This is a genomic window from Victivallis lenta, from assembly GCF_009695545.1.
GTDB classification, from domain to species: Bacteria; Verrucomicrobiota; Lentisphaeria; order Victivallales; family Victivallaceae; genus Victivallis; species Victivallis lenta.
In genome coordinates this window covers 40105-61445 of the sequence record NZ_VUNS01000029.1, presented here as the reverse complement: position 1 = coordinate 61445, position 21341 = coordinate 40105, and the positions used below count along the sequence as shown (strand labels likewise).

General features: G+C 61.8%; 14 protein-coding genes. 9 read left to right on the top strand and 5 right to left on the bottom strand.

Going from position 1 to position 21341, the window contains the following annotated elements; genetic code table 11:
- Nucleotides 1-295: 295 nt before the first annotated feature.
- The gene (locus FYJ85_RS19100) at nucleotides 296-1246 is read right to left on the bottom strand and encodes a LacI family DNA-binding transcriptional regulator (RefSeq protein WP_206213322.1); all 951 of its coding nucleotides are present in this window, start codon (nucleotides 1244-1246) and stop codon (nucleotides 296-298) included.
- A 183-nt stretch (nucleotides 1247-1429) separates the two neighbouring features.
- Here FYJ85_RS19100 and FYJ85_RS19095 point away from each other — a divergent pair, with 183 nt between their 5' ends.
- From FYJ85_RS19095 to FYJ85_RS19080, 4 genes are all read left to right on the top strand, one after another.
- Nucleotides 1430-3577 (top strand): DUF6259 domain-containing protein, encoded by a 2148-nt coding sequence (locus FYJ85_RS19095; protein WP_154420279.1) that lies wholly within the window; start codon nucleotides 1430-1432, stop codon nucleotides 3575-3577.
- Nucleotides 3578-3579: 2 nt separating this feature from the next.
- Entirely contained in the window at nucleotides 3580-7659 is a 4080-nt protein-coding gene (locus FYJ85_RS19090; RefSeq protein ID WP_154420277.1) for a hypothetical protein, read from the top strand.
- Nucleotides 7660-7996: 337 nt separating this feature from the next.
- Nucleotides 7997-8743, top strand: a complete 747-nt coding sequence (locus tag FYJ85_RS19085) for an H-X9-DG-CTERM domain-containing protein (protein ID WP_106051185.1) — start codon at nucleotides 7997-7999, stop codon at nucleotides 8741-8743.
- A gap of 166 nt (nucleotides 8744-8909) precedes the next feature.
- The gene (locus FYJ85_RS19080) at nucleotides 8910-9551 is read left to right on the top strand and encodes a sugar O-acetyltransferase (protein ID WP_106051183.1); all 642 of its coding nucleotides are present in this window, start codon (nucleotides 8910-8912) and stop codon (nucleotides 9549-9551) included.
- Between the two features lie 9 nt (nucleotides 9552-9560).
- On the opposite strand, the gene FYJ85_RS23325 is transcribed toward FYJ85_RS19080, so the two are convergent.
- The gene (locus tag FYJ85_RS23325; RefSeq protein WP_206213321.1) at nucleotides 9561-9731 is read right to left on the bottom strand and encodes a hypothetical protein; all 171 of its coding nucleotides are present in this window, start codon (nucleotides 9729-9731) and stop codon (nucleotides 9561-9563) included.
- On the opposite strand from FYJ85_RS23325, the gene FYJ85_RS19075 reads away from it, so the two are divergent.
- The 5 genes from FYJ85_RS19075 (at nucleotide 9711) to FYJ85_RS19055 (ending at nucleotide 18105) form a co-directional block, all read left to right on the top strand.
- Nucleotides 9711-10259, top strand: coding sequence for a hypothetical protein (locus FYJ85_RS19075; protein WP_154420275.1), 549 nt, complete (start codon nucleotides 9711-9713; stop codon nucleotides 10257-10259). The two genes, FYJ85_RS23325 and FYJ85_RS19075, sit on opposite strands and share 21 nt — an antisense overlap.
- 508 nt (nucleotides 10260-10767) lie before the next feature.
- The gene (locus FYJ85_RS19070; RefSeq protein ID WP_154420273.1) at nucleotides 10768-12666 is read left to right on the top strand and encodes a DUF5696 domain-containing protein; all 1899 of its coding nucleotides are present in this window, start codon (nucleotides 10768-10770) and stop codon (nucleotides 12664-12666) included.
- Complete coding sequence (locus tag FYJ85_RS24130) at nucleotides 12663-13325, top strand: type II secretion system protein (protein WP_206213320.1); 663 nt, start codon at nucleotides 12663-12665, stop codon at nucleotides 13323-13325. Before FYJ85_RS19070 ends, FYJ85_RS24130 begins: the two co-directional genes overlap by 4 nt.
- Nucleotides 13326-13357: 32 nt before the next feature.
- A complete protein-coding gene (locus FYJ85_RS19060; protein WP_206213319.1) occupies nucleotides 13358-15583 on the top strand; it encodes an endo-1,3-alpha-glucanase family glycosylhydrolase in 2226 nt (741 codons plus the stop codon).
- 2 nt (nucleotides 15584-15585) lie between these two features.
- Nucleotides 15586-18105: an endo-1,3-alpha-glucanase family glycosylhydrolase gene (locus FYJ85_RS19055; RefSeq protein ID WP_154420269.1), complete on the top strand. Its 2520-nt coding sequence runs from the start codon at nucleotides 15586-15588 to the stop codon at nucleotides 18103-18105.
- A gap of 19 nt (nucleotides 18106-18124) precedes the next feature.
- On the opposite strand, the gene FYJ85_RS19050 is transcribed toward FYJ85_RS19055, so the two are convergent.
- The 3 genes from FYJ85_RS19050 to FYJ85_RS19040 are packed head-to-tail and all read right to left on the bottom strand — an operon-like array spanning nucleotide 18125 to nucleotide 21340.
- Nucleotides 18125-19597, bottom strand: a complete 1473-nt coding sequence (locus FYJ85_RS19050; protein ID WP_206213318.1) for an ABC transporter substrate-binding protein — start codon at nucleotides 19595-19597, stop codon at nucleotides 18125-18127.
- Between the two features lie 7 nt (nucleotides 19598-19604).
- On the bottom strand, nucleotides 19605-20705 hold the full coding sequence (locus FYJ85_RS19045) for a Gfo/Idh/MocA family protein (protein ID WP_154420265.1): 1101 nt from the start codon (nucleotides 20703-20705) through the stop codon (nucleotides 19605-19607).
- Nucleotides 20702-21340 carry a hypothetical protein gene (locus FYJ85_RS19040; RefSeq protein WP_154420263.1) on the bottom strand — a complete coding sequence of 213 codons (639 nt, stop codon included), beginning with the start codon at nucleotides 21338-21340 and terminating at the stop codon, nucleotides 20702-20704. Before FYJ85_RS19040 ends, FYJ85_RS19045 begins: the two co-directional genes overlap by 4 nt.
- Between the last annotated feature and the right edge of the window lies 1 nt (nucleotide 21341).

The following is a 21341-nucleotide window of genomic DNA, read 5'->3' as shown; positions in this document are numbered from 1 at the left end:
AGACATTCCTGAATCAATAATTGAGATCAATATTATTGATTATAACATTTAACACATAATTTCAGGAATGCAAATCCAATATCGAATATTTTGCGATTTTTTAAGAAAATACTGCAAATACAAAAAAAGAGCATTCAGCCGCAAAAAAACGCCCCGAATACAACCGGACGCCCCATTCTCTGCGGGAGCCTGAACTGAAATTACATGAAAACATCAATTTCAACTAAAAAAATACAAGCTTGAGATTGATTTCCCGCCGATTGCCGCGGTGAATTCCGGAGCAAGGCGCCCGGAATCACCGGCTCGGCGCCGGACCGGTCGAACCGCGAACCGTCAGCTTCGTCAGGAGCCGGACCGAATTCAGCCCGGAACCGTCTTTGAGCCGCCGCCGCATAAGTTCGATCGCGCTGCGCGCCATTTCCGGGAAATCGTAGGCCAGCGTGGTCAGAGGGGGCTCCAGGTATGCGGAGACCTCCCGATTGTCATAGGTGATCAGCGAAACATCAGCCGGAACCTGTTTGCCCCTGTCCCGTAAAAAGTCAAGCAGTCTCGGCCCGTTGTCGCACGATACATCGAGGAATGCGGTATAGTGTTCGTCGAGCAGCCGGCAAAGCCGCGCTTCGAGATCCGCCCAGTCCCGGTAGAAGAGATAACGCGCCTCGTCTTCGAGCCCCCACTTTCCGGCGACGCTCCGGAACGCCTTTTCGCCTCTCTTCCCATCCCGGGTCGGAATGTCCGCTCCGGGGTTGACGACCGCAATCCGGCGGTGTCCCCGGCTGATCAGGTACTCCATCGCCTGCGAGAAGCCGCCGTCGGAAAAGACGCCGGGAATCCGGTCGAGCAGGTTTCCCCGGCTGTTCACGGCGACCAGCGGCAGCCGGCACCGTTCATGCCAGTCCGGAATCAGGATGCGGCCGGAAATCAGAATCACCCCGTCGAAAAGCCATTCGTCGAGCATCGAAAGATGCTGCGGCGAAATCACGGCGAGACGGATTCCGTTCCGCTCCGCCTCCCGGCTCAGTGCATTGAACAAGCTTGCAGTGAAATGATCCATCCAGCTGATCAGAACGGCCAGCGTGACGGTATGCTGGTGCGACAGATTCCGGTAATTCATCTTCCGGGCCAGTTCGTGAATCCGCTGCCGCACTTCCGGCGCGACTTCGGCCTTGCCGTTCAGCGCCCGGGACGCCTGCGAAACCGATACGCCGGCGGCTTCCGCCAGGTCTTTCAGGAATGTCCGCTGCAAAACCGTCATCCTCCCGTCGTGTTTCCTCTTCCGGTAATATACGATCGTTCCGCAGAAATGCAATCCCGCTTGCGGCGGTTTGCGGAAACCGGAGCTCCGGCCTCTTGTTTTCCATTGCGGCTTTCGCCATAATTATAAACAGGACGATCACGGCAATGCGAAAAGAACGAAAGAAGGGAAAATATGGAAGTGTTCAAGATTTTCGGCGATGATTCCGAGCTCCATCTGTCACGCCGGGACGGTTCGATCGCGGCAATGCGCCGGCGCGGGAAAGAACTCCTGCTGCCGGCCCGGCTGGCCTTCTCGCTCCGGTTCGTCGATGCGGAAGGAGGCTATCGGCCGCTCGATTCCGGCCATTTTGCGAATTTCGAGCTTCAGGAACTGAAAAACGCGGCCGTCTGCCGCTGGACCGGCTGCGCCGGCGCGCCGGGAACGACGGTGAAACTCGACATCAGTTTCCGCGACCGGGCGTTCCGGTTCCGGCCGGAAGTGACCGGCGTGCCGGAGGCGCTCCGGCTCGAGCTCGTGGATGCTCCCGTCATCGTCGTTCCCGAATCGAACGAGCTCTTCTGGCCCAGGCACGACGGATGTCTCGTCGACCAGCCGGAAAAGGGCAGCCGGTATTTTCAACGGCTTTCGGCTCCCGGCATGGCGGTGGGCGGCTGTTACCCGGGGCCGTGCCAGATGCAGTACATGGCTTCGTATTCGCCGGATGGCGGCATCTGGTTCGGCGCGGAGGATTTTCGCCACGGCACCAAAACGCTTGAGTTCGGGGCCGATGACGGCGACGGAACGCGCATCCGGCTGCGGATCGAACAATACTGCGGGCAGGACGGCCCGCCGGAGCGCTATGCTCCCGACTACGATATCGTGCTTCGTCCCTTCGAAGGGGATTGGACGGATGCGGCCGCGATCTGCCGCGATCAGGTGAGACGCGACCCGTCGCTGAAAAGCATTCCGCCGAAGCCGGAGTGGCTCGACGAATCTCCCGTCGCCGTCATTCTGAGCATCCGCGGACGCGGGGAAAGCTTTGCAGGGGAAAACGCGTATTCCCGCTGTGAAAACGCGTTTCCCCGCCTCAGGGAGCTGTCGGAGGCGTTCGGCTCGCCGGTGCTCGCGCTGCTGATGCGCTGGGACCGGCACGGCCCGTGGCTGCCGCCCTGGTGCTGGCCGCCGGCGGGAGGGACGGAGTCGCTCTTCCGGCTGCGGGATCTGCTGCACGAGTCGGGAAACCGCATCGGGCTCTACTGTTCCGGAACGGCTTTCACGGTGCGGAGCCTCATGAACGGCTACACCTGCCGCGACGAGTTCGAACGCGACGGATTGAACCGTCGCATGGCCTGCGGCCCGGACGGGAAAACGCTCTGGACGATGAACGGCATCCGGGAAGGTACCCAGCTCTGCATCACCGAAGAGTTCGGCCGCGAAATCATGCTCGACCAGGTTCGCCGGATCGCGGAGGCCGGAATCGACTATCTGCAGTTCTTCGACCAGAATTTCGGCGGAATATGTTATCCGTGCTACTCGAAGGAACACCGCCACCCGCCGGTTCCGGGGCGCTGGCAGACCGAAGCGATGACGCGGCTGATCGACGACATGAATGAGCAGATCCGCCGGACCGGCAGCCGCATGATTCTCGGCACGGAGAGCTCCGCCTCGATGCCCTACCTCGCGGGACTGCCTCTCAACGACTCCCGCCGCATCTGCCAGGTCGTCTACGGGCGGCCGGTTCCGGCCTACTCGTTCGTCTATCACCGGTATGCCGGCAGCTTCCTGGGGAATCAATGCACCGTCTGGCAGAATGTCGACTGCCCGGCCTGCCCGGACAACCTGCTCTACCGGCTTGCGGAGGGATTCTGCGCGGGAGAACTGCTGGCGGTGACGCTGCGGGCGGACGGTTCGATCGCATGGGGCGCCGCGGACGACTGGTCCGAGCCGCCGCCGGACAACGAAACGGCGATCACCCTGATCCGCAACCTGAACAGGCTGCGCAGGAAATACCGGAAGTTCCTGCTGCACGGGGAAATGGAAAAGTCTCCGGTTCGGGTTGCCGGGCTCCCGGCCTACCGTCTTCCGCTGCGGCCCCGGCGACAGCATGCCGGGGGCGGAAAAGCCTTCACGGAACTGCCGCCGCTGCCGGAATCATGCTGGTCCGCGCCGGACGGCGAACGTATACAGTTCCTCGTGAACTTCCGCCCGGAACCGCGGCAAGTCGAGCTTCGCTCCACCGAACCGTGCCGGATCGGCGGCAGGGAATTCGAGCCGGGCGGATTTCGTGCGGAGCTCCCGCCGCTCGACGCCCTGACGATCCACTTCCGGCAGAGAGGTTGACGATGAAGCATTCGATTCTGTTGCTGCTGCTGACAGCCGCGTTCCGGCTGGCGGGGAACTCCCCCGCACCGGAAATCGCCTGGGAATTCGACCCCGCGTTCGGCGTAAAAGAACAGGGGCTGGAGCTGAACGGCTTCGACAGCATGAAAGTGCTGCCGGAGGGAACTTTAAAACTCGCCGCAAACTGGAAAAAGGACGGCGGCGGGGAGCCGTATCTGCGTTCCAGCTACGAGATGTTCGCCCCCTATGACAGCCGCGACCTCGGAGTACTTGAAATCCGGTTGCGCGCGCGGGTTTCGCCGGAAATCGCCGGGACCGGAATCGGTTTCCGGGTGCGGCTGCGCCATCACAGGGGCGGCGGGAGCGAACAGCAGCTTCCGCTCGAAGCAGACGGAGCATTCCATATCATCCGGATCGATTTCTCCAAATTCCGGCACCCGGAAAACAGCAGGGGATTCTATCTTTATCTCTATCCTCTGGTCAATACCGGCGGCGCCGAAGGGTGGGCGTCGGTCGAGCTGGATTACTTGCGGGTCCGTTTTTCCGACGCCGGTGCCGTGCGGAACATCCGCCTCGTCGCCGATGAGAAGATCGCCGATATGCAGGAGCTCCTTCAATCATTCAAGCCGTATGGAATCGTTCCGAAAGGAGCCGATGCCGGGCAAAAGAAGCTGCACGCACTCCGCGGAACGCTCGACTCCGGCGCCGGGCCCGGGCAGTACGAAGCCGCCATGGAGCTGGACCGTGAGTTCGTCCGACAGCACTCCGTCCTGCGGTTCGGACGGCGTCTGAAGGAGCTTTTCGACGAGGCGCACATGCTTGAAAGCAGCATCGTCCGCCGGAACGAAAAAGCCGTTCAGAAAGAAGAAACCGCACGTTTCCGGGCCGCACTCGAGCGGATCGGGCTTCTGCTTTCGCGGGGGGAATTCGACGCGGCCCGCACCTCCCTCGACGCGGCGGACCGGAACAGGACCGCTCTCTGGAACCGCCTGCTTTCGCCCGAAAACGGCGGTCCCGCATGGCAGCGCGGCATCGACGCATACAGTACCGGCCTTTTCGGCTGGCAGTTCCGGACACGCGAGAGTCTGGCGTTCTCCGTCGACCGCGAACGGCTCGTCCGGGGATTCTTCGTCAACCGCGACGGCACGAAAACCGGGCTGTCGATCCGTCCGGAAGGCGCCGCGTTCCTGAAAAACGATCCGGAAGAGCTTGAAACAAGCTGGACTTCAAGCAATTGGAACTATCCATGCCGAACGGCGGACGGCAAGCCGGCCGACTGGATGATCGCGGTCAGCCGGCTCGCTCCCGGCATACAGCTGACCGCCGGAACCAGATCCATCCGGCTCGCGGTGAACGCCGGGCGCGACTGCCTGCCTACCCGTATCCTCATTCCCTGCCGTGACGGGGCGAAACTCCTGACGCCGGAGGAGCTTGCGGAATTCCAGTGGCGCAACATGGCGGAAAACTGGCTGTTGCTGCTCTGCGACAACGGCCTTCCGGCCGCTCCGTGGCTGCTGACGCTGCAGCACCGGCCGGAATCCGTGACGGCAGCCGGAGATGCCCTGCGCTTCTCCTTTCCGGAGCGGGCGGGCACGATCGGGATCGCCAATCTTTACGGAGCGCGGCCGCTGCCGCCCGACTGGTCGAAGGAGTGGTCGGCGCCGCCTCCCGAAGTCACCGGGCAGTGCCGCCGCCTCAACGCGGTCATGACCGCCTGCCCGTGGAGCTGCACGGAGTTCTTTGCGGTTGACCGCGAGGCCGGAACGGTGCGGATCGAAAACCGCTTCGGTTACCGGGCCGTGAAGAACGACTGGAATTACGGCGGCGCGGAATACGCTCCCCTCCCCCCGGCGCTGGCCATGGCCGCATCGAAAGGATATCCGGCCCGGCTGCCGGAAAACGCGGAGGAGTCCGGCTTCGACACCATATACGGTCCGTGGCGCGCCGTACCCGGCAGCCGGGCGGAATATACGCTGCCGCTTCCGGACCTCAGCGATGAACTGTTCGTCCGGACCGAACGTTACGGGGAACAGCAGAAGAAAAGCCGCCGCTGGCTGCTGAGTCTTCCGAACGCCCTGTTCCACTTTTCACCGGGACATTATATCAACAACTTCTGGACCTGGTATTTCAACGGCTTCTGCCTCTTTGCGCCGGATGAGAAACAGATCATCCTGCGCAATATGAAAAGCGTCCTCGACCGTTATTGTACGGAAGTCCGCGACGAACCGGCCCGGCTGCGCATGGCGCACCACACCCACCGCCACGGCGACCGGACCGAGCCGTTCACAGGCAGAAGCTACCTCGCTTACGGCTGGCGGTCGAAACACGGCGCGCAGCTGAACTATCACGATATCACCGACCTGGCTGGCTTCCATCTGATGCCGGTCCAGCGCTACGCCGCCATCTCCGGCGACTGGAAACTGATCCGGAAGCACTGGCCGCAGATCATCGACCTGTACGGCTCCATACCCCGCCGGGCCGAATGGGCCTCGATGGCGGTCGGCACGACCGACCGTTCGCTCACGCACGTAATCGACATGGCGCCCGATTCATGGCTTGCGTCCGAAGCCGCCGCGAAGCTCGCCCGGGGAGTCGGCGACCGCCGGACCGAGGCGCTTGCGCTCTGCATCGCCGCCAGGCAGGCCGTGCCGCTCTGCGGCGCACTGCTGAAACGCGAATGGGACATGGCCCATAACAACGACTGGGAGTGGAAGACCCAGCTTCCCGAACTCGGTTACTTCGATTCGAGTCACGTCAATGCCACGCGATGGGACGATTCCCAGCTTTCGGCAAGCGGTATCGTCGGCATGATCCACTCTCCCGCCCTGCTGCGGATGTACCGGGAGTTCTGCCCGGGGGCGCTGCGCGTTTTTCTCGCACGGATGGAGGAGGCGTATCCGCAGTGGGCCGACTGGAGGTACGTCCGGCCCGGTAAAAAGGAGGGACAGAACGGTCCGACCGCGTTTTACCGGCAACTCCTGCTGCGCGACGCGCTCGGCGAACCGACCGGCGAACTTGAAAAACTGTTCCGCGCCGGACTTTTCGATGACAACGAATTTTCGGTCTGGACACGCAATGTCGCCGGCCGCTCCACCATCGTCGGGCTTTCGCTGGACGGGTGCGCCATCCTGTCCGGACGCGACGCGCCGCTGCGCATCTCCGGCTGGGGCCGGGCGGCGTTCCGCGATGCCTGGTTCCGCTTTGCGACGGGAACGGCGGCAATCGAGCTCGAATCCCCGGAACCGTTCACGCTCGAACTCTTCAGCGCAGTCGAACCCGCCGGCATCACGGTGAACGGTAAGACGCCGGACGCGGGCGCCATCCGCCATGATGCCGCCGGAAAACGGCTTTCGCTCCGGCTCGGCCCCGGCGGGAGCCGCATCGAACTGCATTATCCCGGCTGGCGGCCGCCGCACCGGGAAACGTCCATCCGTCCGGCCGGCCCGATTGCGCCGACGCCGGAAATGAAGCTGTGCAGCACCGAACGGGAACTGCGCTTCGCCGCCGGAAGCAGCTCCGGACGAAAGGAATTCGTCTGCGGGGAAACGACCCCGATCCCGCTTTCCGGCAGCGGCGACACGGCTTCCGGCTTCGCCGCCGGAGACAGGGTCCTGCACGGAGTTCCCATGCGGCTGGCACCCGGCGCGGTCGGAGTCGGCGCCGCAGGGAATGCCGCCGGTCTTCCGAAACGGGCGGAAATCGCTGCCGGAGGACGCTGGAAACGGCTCTACTTTCTGCATGCCGCAGAAGAAAACGGCACGCCGGGAGAAGTGCTGCTGCGCTATCGCATTCACTACGCGGACGGCTCAAGCGCCGTCTTCGAAGCCCGTTCCGGTCTCGAGCTCGCCGGACGGCGGAATCCGGGCGAACTGCCGAACGGCAGGCCGGTCCGCAACGGCGGCCGGGACGGCGCATACCTCTCGGTCTGGGAGAATGCCGCCCGGGACGAAACTCCCGGCGTCGTTGCCGACTTTCAGAAGGAGTACAGGATGATCGACCGGATCAGCCTGGAATTCGCAGCCCGGAACGGTACGGCCGTCCTGCTGGCGGTCACCGGAGAAGCCGCGGAATCCGAACAATAACGGCTGACAAGGAGATGGTATATTCATGCCATCGAAATATTAACAATGCCTTTCTCTTCAGAGAGCGGGGCCACCGAAAAGTATCATCCGTCGCGCAAGCGCTGTGGATGACAGGCCCGACTTGTCCTCCGCAGCCTCGGCGAAGGAGGAAGGGGGGCAACTTTTCGGAAAAATATCAACAATGCCTTTCTCGAAGGTGTGAGTACGGCGGAGCCGCACGGAACACCGGAGAGCGGGGCCCCCGAAAAGTACCCGAAGCTTTTGGGCATTCGGCCCAAAAGACCCGAGGCCCGTGGCCGAAGGGGGGCAACTTTTCGGGGAACATGGGAGAACTACTATGAAACGCTGCAACTGTCGGAAAAACGGAAAATTCACCCTGATCGAACTTCTGGTTGTGATTGCGATCATCGCAATTCTCGCCGCCATGCTGCTGCCTGCCCTGAACCAGGCGCGGGAAAGGGCGAAAGCCACCCGGTGCGTCAGCAACCTCAAACAGTGCGGAGCCGCCTTCGCGCTCTATCTCGCGGATTTCAACGACAATCTGCTGCTGCGCTGGCGGCCCGCATCCGGCGAGGAGTCCCGCTGGGTGAAATACCTGATCAAATTCTCTCTGGCGGACCGCGAAGGCTCCTTCGCCCGGCTCGCCCCCTACCGCTGCCCCTCGACGCCGTATGTACCGCTCGGCAGCAGCGAATACGACACCAGTTTCATGCAATCGGTCTACGCCGCCAACAACTGCCCGGACGATCTCCGGGGAGCGATGACCGGAACTCAATTCGACCACGAACATGTCTGCCTGCGCTATCCCCGCATTCCGGCGGAGGAGCGCAGGCTCGCCGGTCTCGACGGCCGGAGCGACAGCTTCCGGATACCGATCCTCTCCGAAGTCCGCAACACGGATTCGGAAGTCCAGCAGTTCGCCATGAACCGCAGGAGTTCCAGCTACTTTCCGAACCTTGTTCACTCGGGCCGCGCGAATCTGCTCTTCTGCGACGGCAGCGTAAGCTCCGGCGGACGCGCCGAGTTCAAAACCGTCTACAGCTTCTCAAAAGCATTTCTTCAAGGCGGGCTGATCGCCCTCTGACCCCATTCCGGCCGGCGCCGGCGGCGAAAAAGAGCGGAGAAAAGTGTCGCCGGAGCCCGTCGCGGAGTTTGGACTTCCGTCCCGGCGTGATATATTAAAGGAGTTGAACGGCATTGCGAACCGGCAAATCCGTTGATCCGGCAATCCACGTGACAGGGTGACAACCATGCGAGAAGAAGAAAAGATTTTCAGCGGCGTCCTTTTCAACCCCGGCGACCCGGAGCTGAAGGCGATCAAACTGCGCTCCCATAAGCTGAGCGCGCAATACAGTGCGACCGGCGAAGACGAAACCGAAATCCGCGCGGAGCTGATCCGGCAGATGCTCGCCGAATTCGGGGAAGGCAGCTTTCTGCAGGGGCCGGTCTTTTTTCATTACGGCCGCCACACGAAGATCGGCAGGCGCTGCTTCTTCAATTACAACTTGACGATTCAGGACGACGCCCCCGTCGTCATCGGCGACGACAACAACTTCGGGCCGAACCTGACGATCGTGACGCCGGTCCACCCGATGCTGCCGGAGGAACGCCGCTTCATGCTCGACGGCAACGGTGTTCCGAAGCACTTCTGCTATGCGAAACCGGTTCGAATCGGCAACGACTGCTGGTTCGGCGCGAATGTCGTGGTCTGTCCCGGCGTCACGATCGGCGACGGCTGCGTGATCGGGGCCGGAAGCGTGGTCACCCGCGACATTCCTCCCCTTTCGTTCGCAGCCGGCAACCCGTGCCGCGTCATCCGGGAGATCACCGAAGCCGACAGCATGGTCCGCAAGCCGGAAATCCTCGCCGACAATCGTCCGATGCCGCGCTGAAGCCTTCCGTCAGAGCAGCCCGGCGATGAACTCCAGACGCTTCAGAGAAACCGAGAGCGGGAGATTGACGCCGTGCCCCATGCGCGGCACCTCCACATATTCGACCCTGCGGCCGAGAAATGCAGCGCAGGAAGGAAAACTTTTATTGGAATAAATCAGATGAGACAGACATTTCTGCATTTGCGCGACAAAATATCGCTGTTCACTTTCCTGTTTCTCCTTGCGGCCTTGTCTGGCGGCTGCTGTTCCCGCAACAGGCTAATGGAAGGATTCCACAGAGACAATTATATCGTTTTTGAACCGATATCCGTCTCCTATATGAAATATGTCCTGGATCTGCAGGATCTAAACGGCATTATTGCAGGAGTCGAAAAGCGTTCTCCGGATCTAAGCAGCAACAGTGCACTGAAAGATTATCTGGCCAGGCTTAAGACGCTGAATGACAATTACAACAAGACAACTCCCCCCGTGTTTGCGGATCAGGAAGATTGGAAAATGTTCTGCACACTGGCGGAGAACAAAAACAACAAGCCCTATTTCTATATAAAACAAGAACTTGGCAAGACGGCAAAAGACATCCCTGCAAAGACAATATCGATCCGGACGACAGGACTTCTGATTCTTGATTCCTCCGGCAGAATCATAAAGGATCACATCGTGGAAAAACGAACAGAACCGCATTTTCAAACGGATGCTTCCGCATTGTAACTGGCGCGGGCGAGCCGTGCTGCTCTTGCGATAAACAATTTATCATTAATATATTATCACCACAAATCACCCTACCGAATGAAGAGTTGTCACTAGGGAGCGCTTCGACGAGAACGGGCACCGCCCAGCTCATCGGAATCGAAGCGCAAACTATTGGAGACTCGCCGATTTACAACATGGCATCGCAGCGAGCCTTTCCTGCCTTCTCCATGACGCGGCAGGGGCGGAAAGAGTATTTTTTTTCCAGCATTTTGACACCCGTTTTTCCATAAAATTTTTGACACTACCCTGGGGCTGTCGTTTCAGACCATGTCGCATGACGGAATAATATAGGCCGATCGATGAAAATATCGAATCCAACCGGAAAAAATTCGTTTTTTTTCGGTCCGCCTCTTGACAACGGCCCAATTATTCGGCATAATTAATACATACCATATAAGACGGTATAAATTAAAATTCATGCCATTTGCCGCCGCTGTCTGCGACCGGCTCGGGAAAGGAGCAAAACGTGGGGAATCAGGGGAAGTGTCTGGAACTTGATGCGGAGGCGTTCCGTTTTCGCGCGGCCGGGAGCGTGTTCCGGTGCCGGCCGGAGCAGCTGCTGCGGGGAAAGGTTTACGCGCGGCCGGAAAAGAGGACTTATGAGGTCCGGAATTTCACCTTCCGGGAACTGGCTTCGACCGCCTCGCGGCTCGTGCTCGAAGCCCGGAACCGGGAGTTCGGCTTCTCGGCCACGCTCGATTTCACCGTTTCCGATGACCGGCTTTCCGTCAGGATCGATCCGTTCAAGCTCATCGAAACCCGCTCGGCATCGTTCCGGCTGCTGGAACTTTCCCTGCTGCCGGGGCTGCTCGAGACGGAGCGCGGCGAGGAGGCCGAATGGCTGCTCCCCGCCTACACCGGCGCGCTGGCCGAACCCGGCAGACTCACGACGGACTGCCGGACCCGCAACCGTTTCTACATGGATCAGTCGGAGTGGGAGAAGTTCAACCAGTTCAACGCCTTCTGCGTCATGACGCGGCGCGGCTCGCTGCTCGCCATCGTCGCCGAGGGGGATTTCTCCGCCTGGTGCGACTCCGAAGTCGAAGACGGCTTCTGCCGCTGTTTCACAACCTTCCGGCTCCGGCACGCGCCGGACGAGCTGCTTTCGAGCGGCCCGATGCGGATCGATTACCGGATGCGCGCCGCCCGTGTCCCGTGGCCGGAGCTGGCCATGCAGTACCGGAGCTGTCTTATCGAAGAGACCGGCGTCATCCCGCTGTCCGAGCGGCTGGACGGCAACCCGGTGCTGGCCTACGCGGCGGAAGCGGCGCGGATCAAACTGTTCCTGGCGACCAAATATCCGACCGTGCCGGACGGCTCCTCTCCGGTCCGGGTCCACGCGACCTTCGCGGAAGCCGGAAAAATTCTCGATGCGCTTCGCGGACGCGGACTCGAAAAGGCGATCGTAACGCTGGTCGGCTGGAACATCGACGGCCACGACGGCGCTTATCCGACTCGCTTTCCCGTCGATCCGCGTCTCGGAGGCGAAGAAGGGTTGAAAGCGCTGATCGCCAAAGCCACGGCGATGGGCTACCAGATCGTCGTGCACGACAATGTGACCGACGCATACCTGCGATCGCCGGACCTCGACTGCGACATGCTTTCGACTGATGAATACGGCGAACGGCAGATCTCCGGAATCTGGGCAGGCGGGGAAGCGTACAAGCTGTGTCCGGCCGTCTGCCTCGAACGCTACGGCGCCACGCTCGACCGGATTCACGCGCTCGGATTCCACGGCTGCGCCTATCTCGATGCGCAGACGACCGGACTCTTCCGGTGCAGCCACCCGAAGCATCCGGCCGACGAACGCGAATTCGCGCTGTCGCTCTGCCGCATCCTCGAATATGTGCGCAGACTCTACGGCGCTTCGTCCTCCGAAAACTGCGCCTCCTATGCGCTGCCCTACTGCGATGAAGCCGCCAATCTCGGCCGCTCCGGGTGGGAGCAGTTCCGCTCCCGGCTGGACGACGGATTCAACCGGCTGGTTTCGCGGATCGTCCCGTTCTACAACGTCGCCGTCCACGGACTGGTCATCTACCGGAGCTGCTGGAGCAGCCGGACCGGGCTCTTCGGCCTCTACGAGAATCTGGGGAACGACTGGTTCGAATTCGAATACACGCCGGGCGGGCTCGGCTGCGACTTCCGCGACGCGCTGGACGACGTCGAAGCGAGCGCGCGCATCCGGCGCGAACTGCCCGACCTGGCCGGCAGTTTCGTCGAGGAGTACAGGGAAAATGAAGACGGAATCTTCATCCGGTTCACGCACGATATCACTTTCACCTTCCATACGAAAGGAGGCACTCTGACCATTACCCGAGGCTCCCGAGTCATTGCAGTCATCAACCAGAACAGGGATGAAAAATGAACAAGCGATTTACTTTGATCGAACTCCTGGTGGTCATTGCGATCATCGCAATCCTCGCTTCGATGCTGCTCCCCGCCCTGCACCGGGCGCGCGAAAAGGCAAAAACCACCAACTGCCTCAGCGAGAAGAAGCAGCTGATGGCGGCGACGCTTCAATACATAAGCGCTTACGGCGACAGTATTCCCTCGGAAAACATCCACCTGCCGGACGGACGCGAAACATTGCTGGCAGACGGCCTCAGCTTTCTGGGGTTCACCGGCCGGGGAACCTCATCCAGGCAGAATGAACCCGACAGAAAAATGGCGTTCGGCACCACCTGCCCTTCCTGTCCGTACCCGGTCAGCAACAACGATTACACCATCGGGGTCAACCGGCGGCTCACCACTTTATGGGGAGCCAAAGTCACCTATAAAATAACGCAATTCCGAAAACCCTCCATCCTTTCCTACTGGAGCTGCACCGTCGGCGCGAACCTCGGCAACAACACATGGGGCGGTGCGGAAGGCGGCTGGGCCTACACGCCGAAGAGCCACATCGGCGCATGGCACGACAACACTTCCGCCACCATGGGCTTCTTTGACGGACACTGTGCCGTGATCCGCAAAGACGCGATCGACGGTGACGGCGACGAGATCCTTGAACCTGCCAAATGCCTCTGACGGCGGTATCATTTAAAAGAAAGGACGAACTCATGAGACTTCAATCATTTTGTCTGCTTTTCGCCTTGTGCGCCGCATTCGGCGGCTTTGCAGCCGAACGGCCGAAACAGATTTTCGCCCACTACATGGGCTGCTACCCGGCCGGGACCGGACCGACCGCCCACCACCGCAGCGAGCTGAAACTCGACCATAACAGCCCGGCCTTCGGGCAGGCCACCGGCGGAACCGTCTACAACTGGGACCTTGTTCCCCACAAGACCCGGCTTTCACCCGAGGCCAGCGCCGAGCTTGATATTAAACGCGCGATCCGCGGCGGTATCGACGGCTTTTCGCTCGATGCCTGGGCCGGGTCCGCCGGAGCAAAAGCCACGCTGGATGCGCTGTTCCGGGCCGCCGAAAAATCCGGCTCCGATTTTAAAATCACGATCTGCCTCGACCCCTCCTGCCTGCCGCAGCACCCGGAAGACAGCGGCGACACCCGGCCGCATGCGTATGCCGACGCGATCAAGTATCTGCTCGAACGGCACGGCGACAGCCCGAATCTCGCCCGGCGCAACGGAAAGCCGCTGATTTTCGGCTATCACTCGCAGGGCATCGCCAAAGCAATCAACACGCCGGAGGACCGGCGCAAGATCGCCGACGCCTATCGCGAGGTCGAGCGCCTCGTCGGGCAGCCGCTCTACTTTCACTTCTGTATCGGCGCGTTCAACTGGGGCGTTCCGAGCGGGAAAGGCGCTTCCGTCGAAGAGGCGGGCGCCTGGGCCGCGGAACACTTTCCGGCGGTCGGGGATTTCTTCGACGCCTACTACCCGACCGACGAAATCCTCAAGGCCGGCCGCGCCGTCAAGGCGAAGGGAGCCGAGTGGAGCCAGCCGATGTGGTTTCAATACTACAACCGCGGCAACCAGTCGCTTTACGTCGAAGACGGCTTCAACAAACTCCGGCGCATGTGGAAGAACGCCCGCGACCTCGACTCGACGCTGCTTCAGTTCGTGACCTGGAACGATTACGGCGAAGACACGGTTCTCGCGCCGGGCTACAACACGAACTATGCCGTACTCGCGTACAACCGCTATTTCATCGACTGGTGGAAACAGGGGAAACCGCCCGCCGTCGACCGGGACCGGATCATTCTCTCCTTCCGCCGGTTCAACGAAGACGCACAGATCTACCCGTTTCACGCACGGGAGTTCGCGCCGGGCGTCATCGAAGTGGTAACGTTGCTGACCGCGCCCGGCCGGGTCGAACTGCCGGGCCGCGGGATCGCCTACGACGCGCCGGCCGGCATGAGCTTCCGCCAGTTCCCGGTCACGCCCGGAAGCGTCGCCGCAACCGTGGCGAGGAACGGAAAAAAGGTCGTGGAAGTCGTTGCGCCCGAAGTGATCACCGACCGCCCGTTCCGTCCGGACAATACGATGTACGCCTTTTCCAGCGACTGCGACCGGTATTGGGAGGAGGATTTTCCCGGCGTTCCGCCGCTTCATTACAGCGAATACGGGGACGCTGACGGCGACGAGCTGCCGAACTGGTTCGAAATGTATTACTTCGGCCGGTTCGGAGATTTCACGACGATGACCGCGGCGGACCCGGAGGCCGATCCGGACGGCGACGGCTTCACGAATCTCGAGGAGTACCGGAACCAAACCGATCCGCTCGTTGCCGAAAAGCCGTACCGCGCCGGCGACGAATGGCGGCGGCAGGATATCTTCGACGCGAAAACCTGCGCGAACCCCGAACGCGATTTCAACGGCCGGGCGGTCTGGCGCTACTACTACAAGCACGGCAAGCAGGGGGAAATCAGAAACGACGGGCATTATGAACGAACCAACTCCAATCTGCCGAACGTTCCGTACACGGGCGGCGTGCTCGCCCACCTGTCGCCGTCGTCGGCGCCGGGCTTCCGACATCTGCACGGCTGGATCGCGTTTACGCCGGAGGGGGACACCCTGTTCAAACCGCGGCGCGAGGCGGCGCAGATCCTCGGCTGGAGAAGCCCGGTCGCCGGAACCGTCTCCGTCTCCGGCGAGATCCTGCCGGACAACGGCGGACAGGACGGCATCACACTCAAAATCGGCACCCGGACGCAATCCCTTTTCGACAAGGTGATTCCGCCGAAAACCGGGCTGAAGTTCGACTTGCGGCAGGTCAGGGTTCAGAAGGGTGACGAAATCTTTTTCTTCTGCGACTGTTCGCCGGGCTTTGACTCCGACCGGCTGGTGATCCGCAATCTCGTCATCAAACTGGACAACCTGGAGTAACCATGAACCGGATCGCACAAATCGCCGGGTTCTGCCTCCTGGCCGGAGCCGCCGTCGCGGCGGCCGCGGAGGAGCGGCACGTCTTCGCCCACTACATGACCTGTTTCTCTTCCACGCCGGACTTCTACGGGCGCGAAATCGAGCTCGCGCAGAGATACGGCATCGACGGTTTCGCTCTGAACTGCGGCGAGTGGAAGAAGTTCGACGCGGCAGGCAACGCCGCCGATACCCGCTACGTCACGAACGCCGACAGCATCTTCGAACAGGCCCGGAAGCTCGGGACCGATTTCCGCTGCTTCATGTCGCCGGACTTCGCCGGAAGCGCGATTTCCGGCGACACGAAGCGGAACGTGACGGACATGTACCGCCGGTATTATGACCATCCGAATCTGTTCCGGTTCCGCGGCAAGGCGTTTCTTTCCGGCTATGCCGGACTGCCGGCGCAGTATCATGACCCGGCCGCGATCCTCCGGAAAGAAGGCAGGGAGATTCTGGTCGTGCCGCAGGCCGGGCTTGCGTTTCATCCGATGGCGCGCAGCCCCGAAACGGTCCGCAAACTTCTGGCCATGGAACCGGAACTCGACGGCATCGGCTACTTCACCTGCGACGGCACGGTCGGCGACCTGACCGACGGCAACCGGGTTTCGCGGCGCGAAGCGCTGCTGGCGGGCAAGCTCTGCCTCGCCGGCGTCTGCCCCTCCTACAACAGCCCGAACCGGCGCGATTTCCGGGGGATGGCCGGCTACGAGGCGATGTGGCGCGGCATCATCGCCGACGATCCCGAATTCGTCGAAATCATCACATGGAACGATTACCAGGAGGATTCGAACCTGATGCCGTTCCGCTGGAATCACTCCGCGCCCGAAACCGGCCTCGACCGCGAACACTTCAACCGCGACGAGTCGTTTCTGGACGTAACCGGCTATTTTGCGAACTACTACAAAACCGGCGTCGCGCCGGAGATCGGACAGGATCGGCTTTACGTCACGAGCCGCAACCGCCCGCGCAGCCTGACCCGGGTCTGGATTCCATCCCAAAGCGCCTGGGGCGACCAGCGTTTCGACGGTTCCCCGCTCGACCAGCTCCATACGGACGTCGGGGACAATCTCTATGTCAGCGCGTTTCTGACCTCCCCTGCCCGGCTGGAGGTGAAGACCGGGAAAACGGCACGGGCGTTCGAACTGCCCGGCGGAATCTCGCACGTCGAGCTCCCGTTCGAACCCGGCGTGCCGGAATTCCGCCTGACCCGGCGCGGCACGACCGTCTTCGACCTCGTGAACCGGCGGAGCATCGTATCGGAAGCGACGAAGACCAACGCCGTGCAGGGGCAACACCTGATTTTCCGCGAGTGGACCACCGGCGCAGCGGCAGGCGAACCGATCCTGACGCTGAAGCCGGAGCAGACCGCCTTCCATCCGGCGCGCACTTCGCCGGAGAGCTGGAGCCTGCCGGACGGCATCGCCGGAAACAGCTACTGCTTCCGGATCAGCTTCCGGAACCCGGAGCCGGGCGACGACGCACGGCTGACGCTGCGCTTCGACACTCCGGGAACGGATTACGGCATCAATCCGTGCTACTTTCCGCTCTTTCTGCCGCCGACCGGCAAGGAGGAGCGGGCAACCGCGTTCCTGTTCACGATTCCGGCCGGAACAAGCTCCGTCACGCTCGGCATGGAGAAGACGCCGGACGGTTTTGACGACCGCGGCAATGTCGAAATTTCGTCGATCCAGCTCATCCCGCTCAAGCACTTCGCCCCGAACCGCAAAACGCCGTCGCCGCTGGTCCGGATTCCGGGCGGCTCGTTCCGGAGCGGAGAGCGGGAGATCGCGCTCGATCCGTTCGCAATCGGACGGTGCGAAGTGACCAACGCCGAATACGAACGGTTCTTCCCCGAACACCGGGAACGGCGCGACAGCTTCTCGTGGCGGGACCGCGATCCGGTGATCTACGTATCATGGACCGACGCCGCCCGCTACTGCAACCGGCTTTCGGCGGAGAAGGGCCTGAAGCCCGCCTACGACGAACAGAGCTGGCAGCTGATCCCGGACGCGGACGGTTTCCGGCTTCCGAGCGAAGCGCAGTGGGAATATGTCGCCACCGGGCGCGGAGAGAACCGCCGCTACCCGTGGGGCGACGAGCCGCCGTCGCGGAAACATGCGAACCTGCCGCCCGATCCGCTCGGGCTCGACCCGTATACGCGCATCGGCGCCGGCTCAGGAACGACTCCGGCCGGAAGTTTCCCGGCCGGAGCGAGCCGGGACGGCGTACTGGACCTTGCCGGGAACGTATCCGAATGGTGTACCGATACTTATCTGGATGAAAGACCGCGCTCCGGGAGGAATCCCGTCGAAACCGGCGCGTCTCCCTACCGCTCGATCCGCGGCAGCTCGTTCGGCTACTACAACAGCGATGCAGAAAACACGGTGCGGGAGTTCAATCATCCCGGTTACCCCGGCTACATCTACATCGGCTTCCGAGTCGCGCTGCCGGAGGCCGGGCTGAAAAAAACCGGCACACGGTAACGCGCCGGAACTGCGGCGATTACTCCAGCTTCCCGGCATCTCCGTAATATTTCAGGTGAAACGGGTTGCTGATCCAGGCCGCCGGTATTTTCCTGCCGGCGGCCTTGCGTTCGTCGATCTTCTTCTGGAGCTCGCACGCCCGCCGGTAACGCTCGCGGAGCGAAGGGGTTCCCTCCACCGTCTCACGGATCGAATGGGCGATGGAGCGGTCGGCGATCTCCAGCGCCTTCTCCGGCGTGCAGAGGTTGTTCGCCACCCGGTTGTAAGCGTCCTCGATCCGGTTGTCCGCCAGCGGATAATAGGGACTGAAGCTCTCCGGTATCGCAATGGTGCGGGCCCATCTGAGTTCGTTGGTGTGGAGGTTGCCTTCGTATTCCCGGCCCGGCGGCGTGTGGTAATCCGGATTGTCCGCCGCCCATTTCGGATTCGGCGGGAGACCGTCGGAACCGTTGATGATAAGTTCGTTGTACTCCTTCCCCGCCAGATAAAGCAGAAAGATTTCCGCATATCTCTTCTCCTTCGCCCCCCGGTAAATCGCCGTATTGCGCGAGCTCAGGATGAGGTTTTTGAAGCCGTACTCCGGGAATTGGGAAAAGCTCAATGCGACCGGCCCCTTCCTGAAGCGGCGCAGGTCCATGTTCACATACCGTCCAGAGACGATCATGCCGTAGCGCCCGGCGACAAGCTGCGGCGTGGCCTGTCCGTTGACGCTGCTGCCGTCGGCGCTTTCGGAGGCGATCTCGGCGGCATCCGGAATCAGGTGAAGCTCGGCAACCCAGCGGAGATAGAGCTTCAGCGCTCTGACGAAAGCTTCGTCCGTCAGGCGCGGCGCGGTCAGCGTCTCATTGAAGACATCGCCGCCCATGCTGCGGGCGAGCGGCAGAAGCATCCGGGGGATGGCTCCCGCGAAAAACACCTCCTGCCTCGCCCTGCCCGCGTTGGCCCGCCGGGTGAATTCCAGGCCGATGCGTTCGAACTCCTCCGGCGTCCACTCCTCCGGCGGCGGCTCCATGCCGTATCGGCGGAACAGATCCGCGTTGCAGACCAGGGCGACCGCCGCGAGGTTGCAGGGGTAGGCATACTGGCGGCCGTTGTACATCAGAAGTCCGCGGGCCGCGCCGTAGTTGCTGCCGGGGTCGAGCCCGTTTTCGCGGGCGAACTCCGTGATGTCCTCAAGCACTCCCATCGGGGCGAAACGCTTCACGGGGACATGGTCGATCAGGTCCCCGGCCATGCCGGAGACCGCCTGAATCAGTACGCTCTGGTTGCCGGCGCTCTCGAGCCGGACCGTGAAGAGCGGACCGCCGTCTTCGGCCGTATAGCCGTTCTCAACCAGCCACCGGTGAAAGAGTTCCACCTGTTCGACCCGGTCCTGCGACAATCCGGCGGTCCAGACGATCGACGGGCGATCGGAGCTCTCCTTCCGCGTCCATACGGTGACCGCCGAAGCCGCGATCAGGACCGATGCGATAATAAGAAAGATTTTTTTCATATGCGTATCAGAGTTCGATGGTCGTGTTCCGGTAAATCGAGTCATAGGCGGCATTCATGACCCGGACCGCCGCGAAGCTGTCTTCGAGCGTGCTCTCCGGCCCGGGACGCTCCCCGGCGACGGCCGCGGCGAAACTGCCGATCAGCGACGCCCCGGCCGGCGCCGGCAACTCCGGCGTACTGTCTGCAATCAGCCGGTCCGGAGACGCGAAATTCTTACCGACGATATAGACATGACGGTCGAAGTAGTCGCACGCGAAATATCCGAGACTGCCGGTCAGTTTCAGGTTGCACTCGAGCGACTTCGGCCAGAGCAGCCGGCGCGCCGGGACCTCCTCTTCGAGATTCGAGTAGGAAGGATTCACGAAATACTTCACGCCGCCGTCGAGTTCGCCGGTGAGCGCGGCATGATCCTCGACCGCAAGGCGGGCGCGCTGATTGCGGGCCGAAACCGCATTGACGATCCGGAACTCGCGTCCGGTGATCCAGCGGATCAGGTCGTACGGGTGCGGGTGGTCGGTGATCGCTCCGCCACGGAAAACCGCCGCGCCGGGACGGAGCGGCATGCGTTTGCCGTAGGAGAGCTGCGGATCTCCCCAGTTCGGGAAATAGTTGCAGGGACTTTGCGAAATATTGGTCAGGTAGACCGATTTCAGCTCCCCGAGCGCTCCGGAGCGGTACAGTTTCCGCGCATAGGCGAACTGCGGGCAGAAGTGCAGTTCGAGCTCGCATTGGACGACCCGGTCGTATGAACGGCCGATCTCGATCATCCGTCGGCACTCGTCCTCATCCATTGAGATCACCTTCATCATATAGATGTGCAGACGGCGCTCCACGGCGGCTTTGAACATCTCGAAGTGGTCGACGTTGTCGCTGCCGATCATGACCGCGTCGGCCTCCGGGTGCGCTTCGAACATGGCCCGGTAATCATGGTAATAGCGGATTCCGGGGCGGCCGGACAGTATTTCGCTCGCCTGCCCGAGACGGACGGCGTCAAAATCCGAAACCGCGACGATCTCCAGCGCTTCGACATTCCGGCCCGCTCCGCGCAGATACAAGGGGACATGCGGATTCGCCGTTCCGGCGATCATCATTCTTATCTTCTTCATTTCAAAGCGCCTCTTATCAGTTTGTTCAGGCGGACGGCGCCGAATGCGCCGGGCGGAACCAGACCGCGCGCGGCGGCTTTGCGGAAACGCCGAAGCAGCTGCTCGACCGGACCATCCGGAAACGGCCCTTCGACGTTTTCCGGTATTTCGCGGCGCAGCTCGCGGTCGGTGGCGAAGAGCATCCCCTCCTCGTTGAAATGGCCGACGATCGGCTGATTGGTCACGTGTCCGTGCGTGAAATTCGCCTTCAGGAAACAGGTGTCCGGCATCGTGTCCGGCAGGCACTCATTCAGCTCGAACTCCGCCGTCACGCCGTTCGGAAATCCGGCCAGCCCGAAAAGCAGGTTCATTCCCGGAACCTTCTCAAGCACGAGCCGGGAGCACTCCGCCTGCGCAAGCAGCTCCGCGCCGTCGAGCATCGCGGCGAACGTGTCGTAAAGGAACTCCGTTTCGGATGAGGCGGACCGTTTCGGCCGGCTCCAGGTAAAACGCAATGAACACAGTTCGCCGCAGGTGTTCCGGGCGGCAGCCTCGGCAACCCGCAGCAGCACGGAGCCGGTGCGCCAGTAAAATCCGGTCAGGAATTCGCCGTCGTCACGGGCGGCAGCCTCGCCGGGAGTCAGAATCGGCAGCATA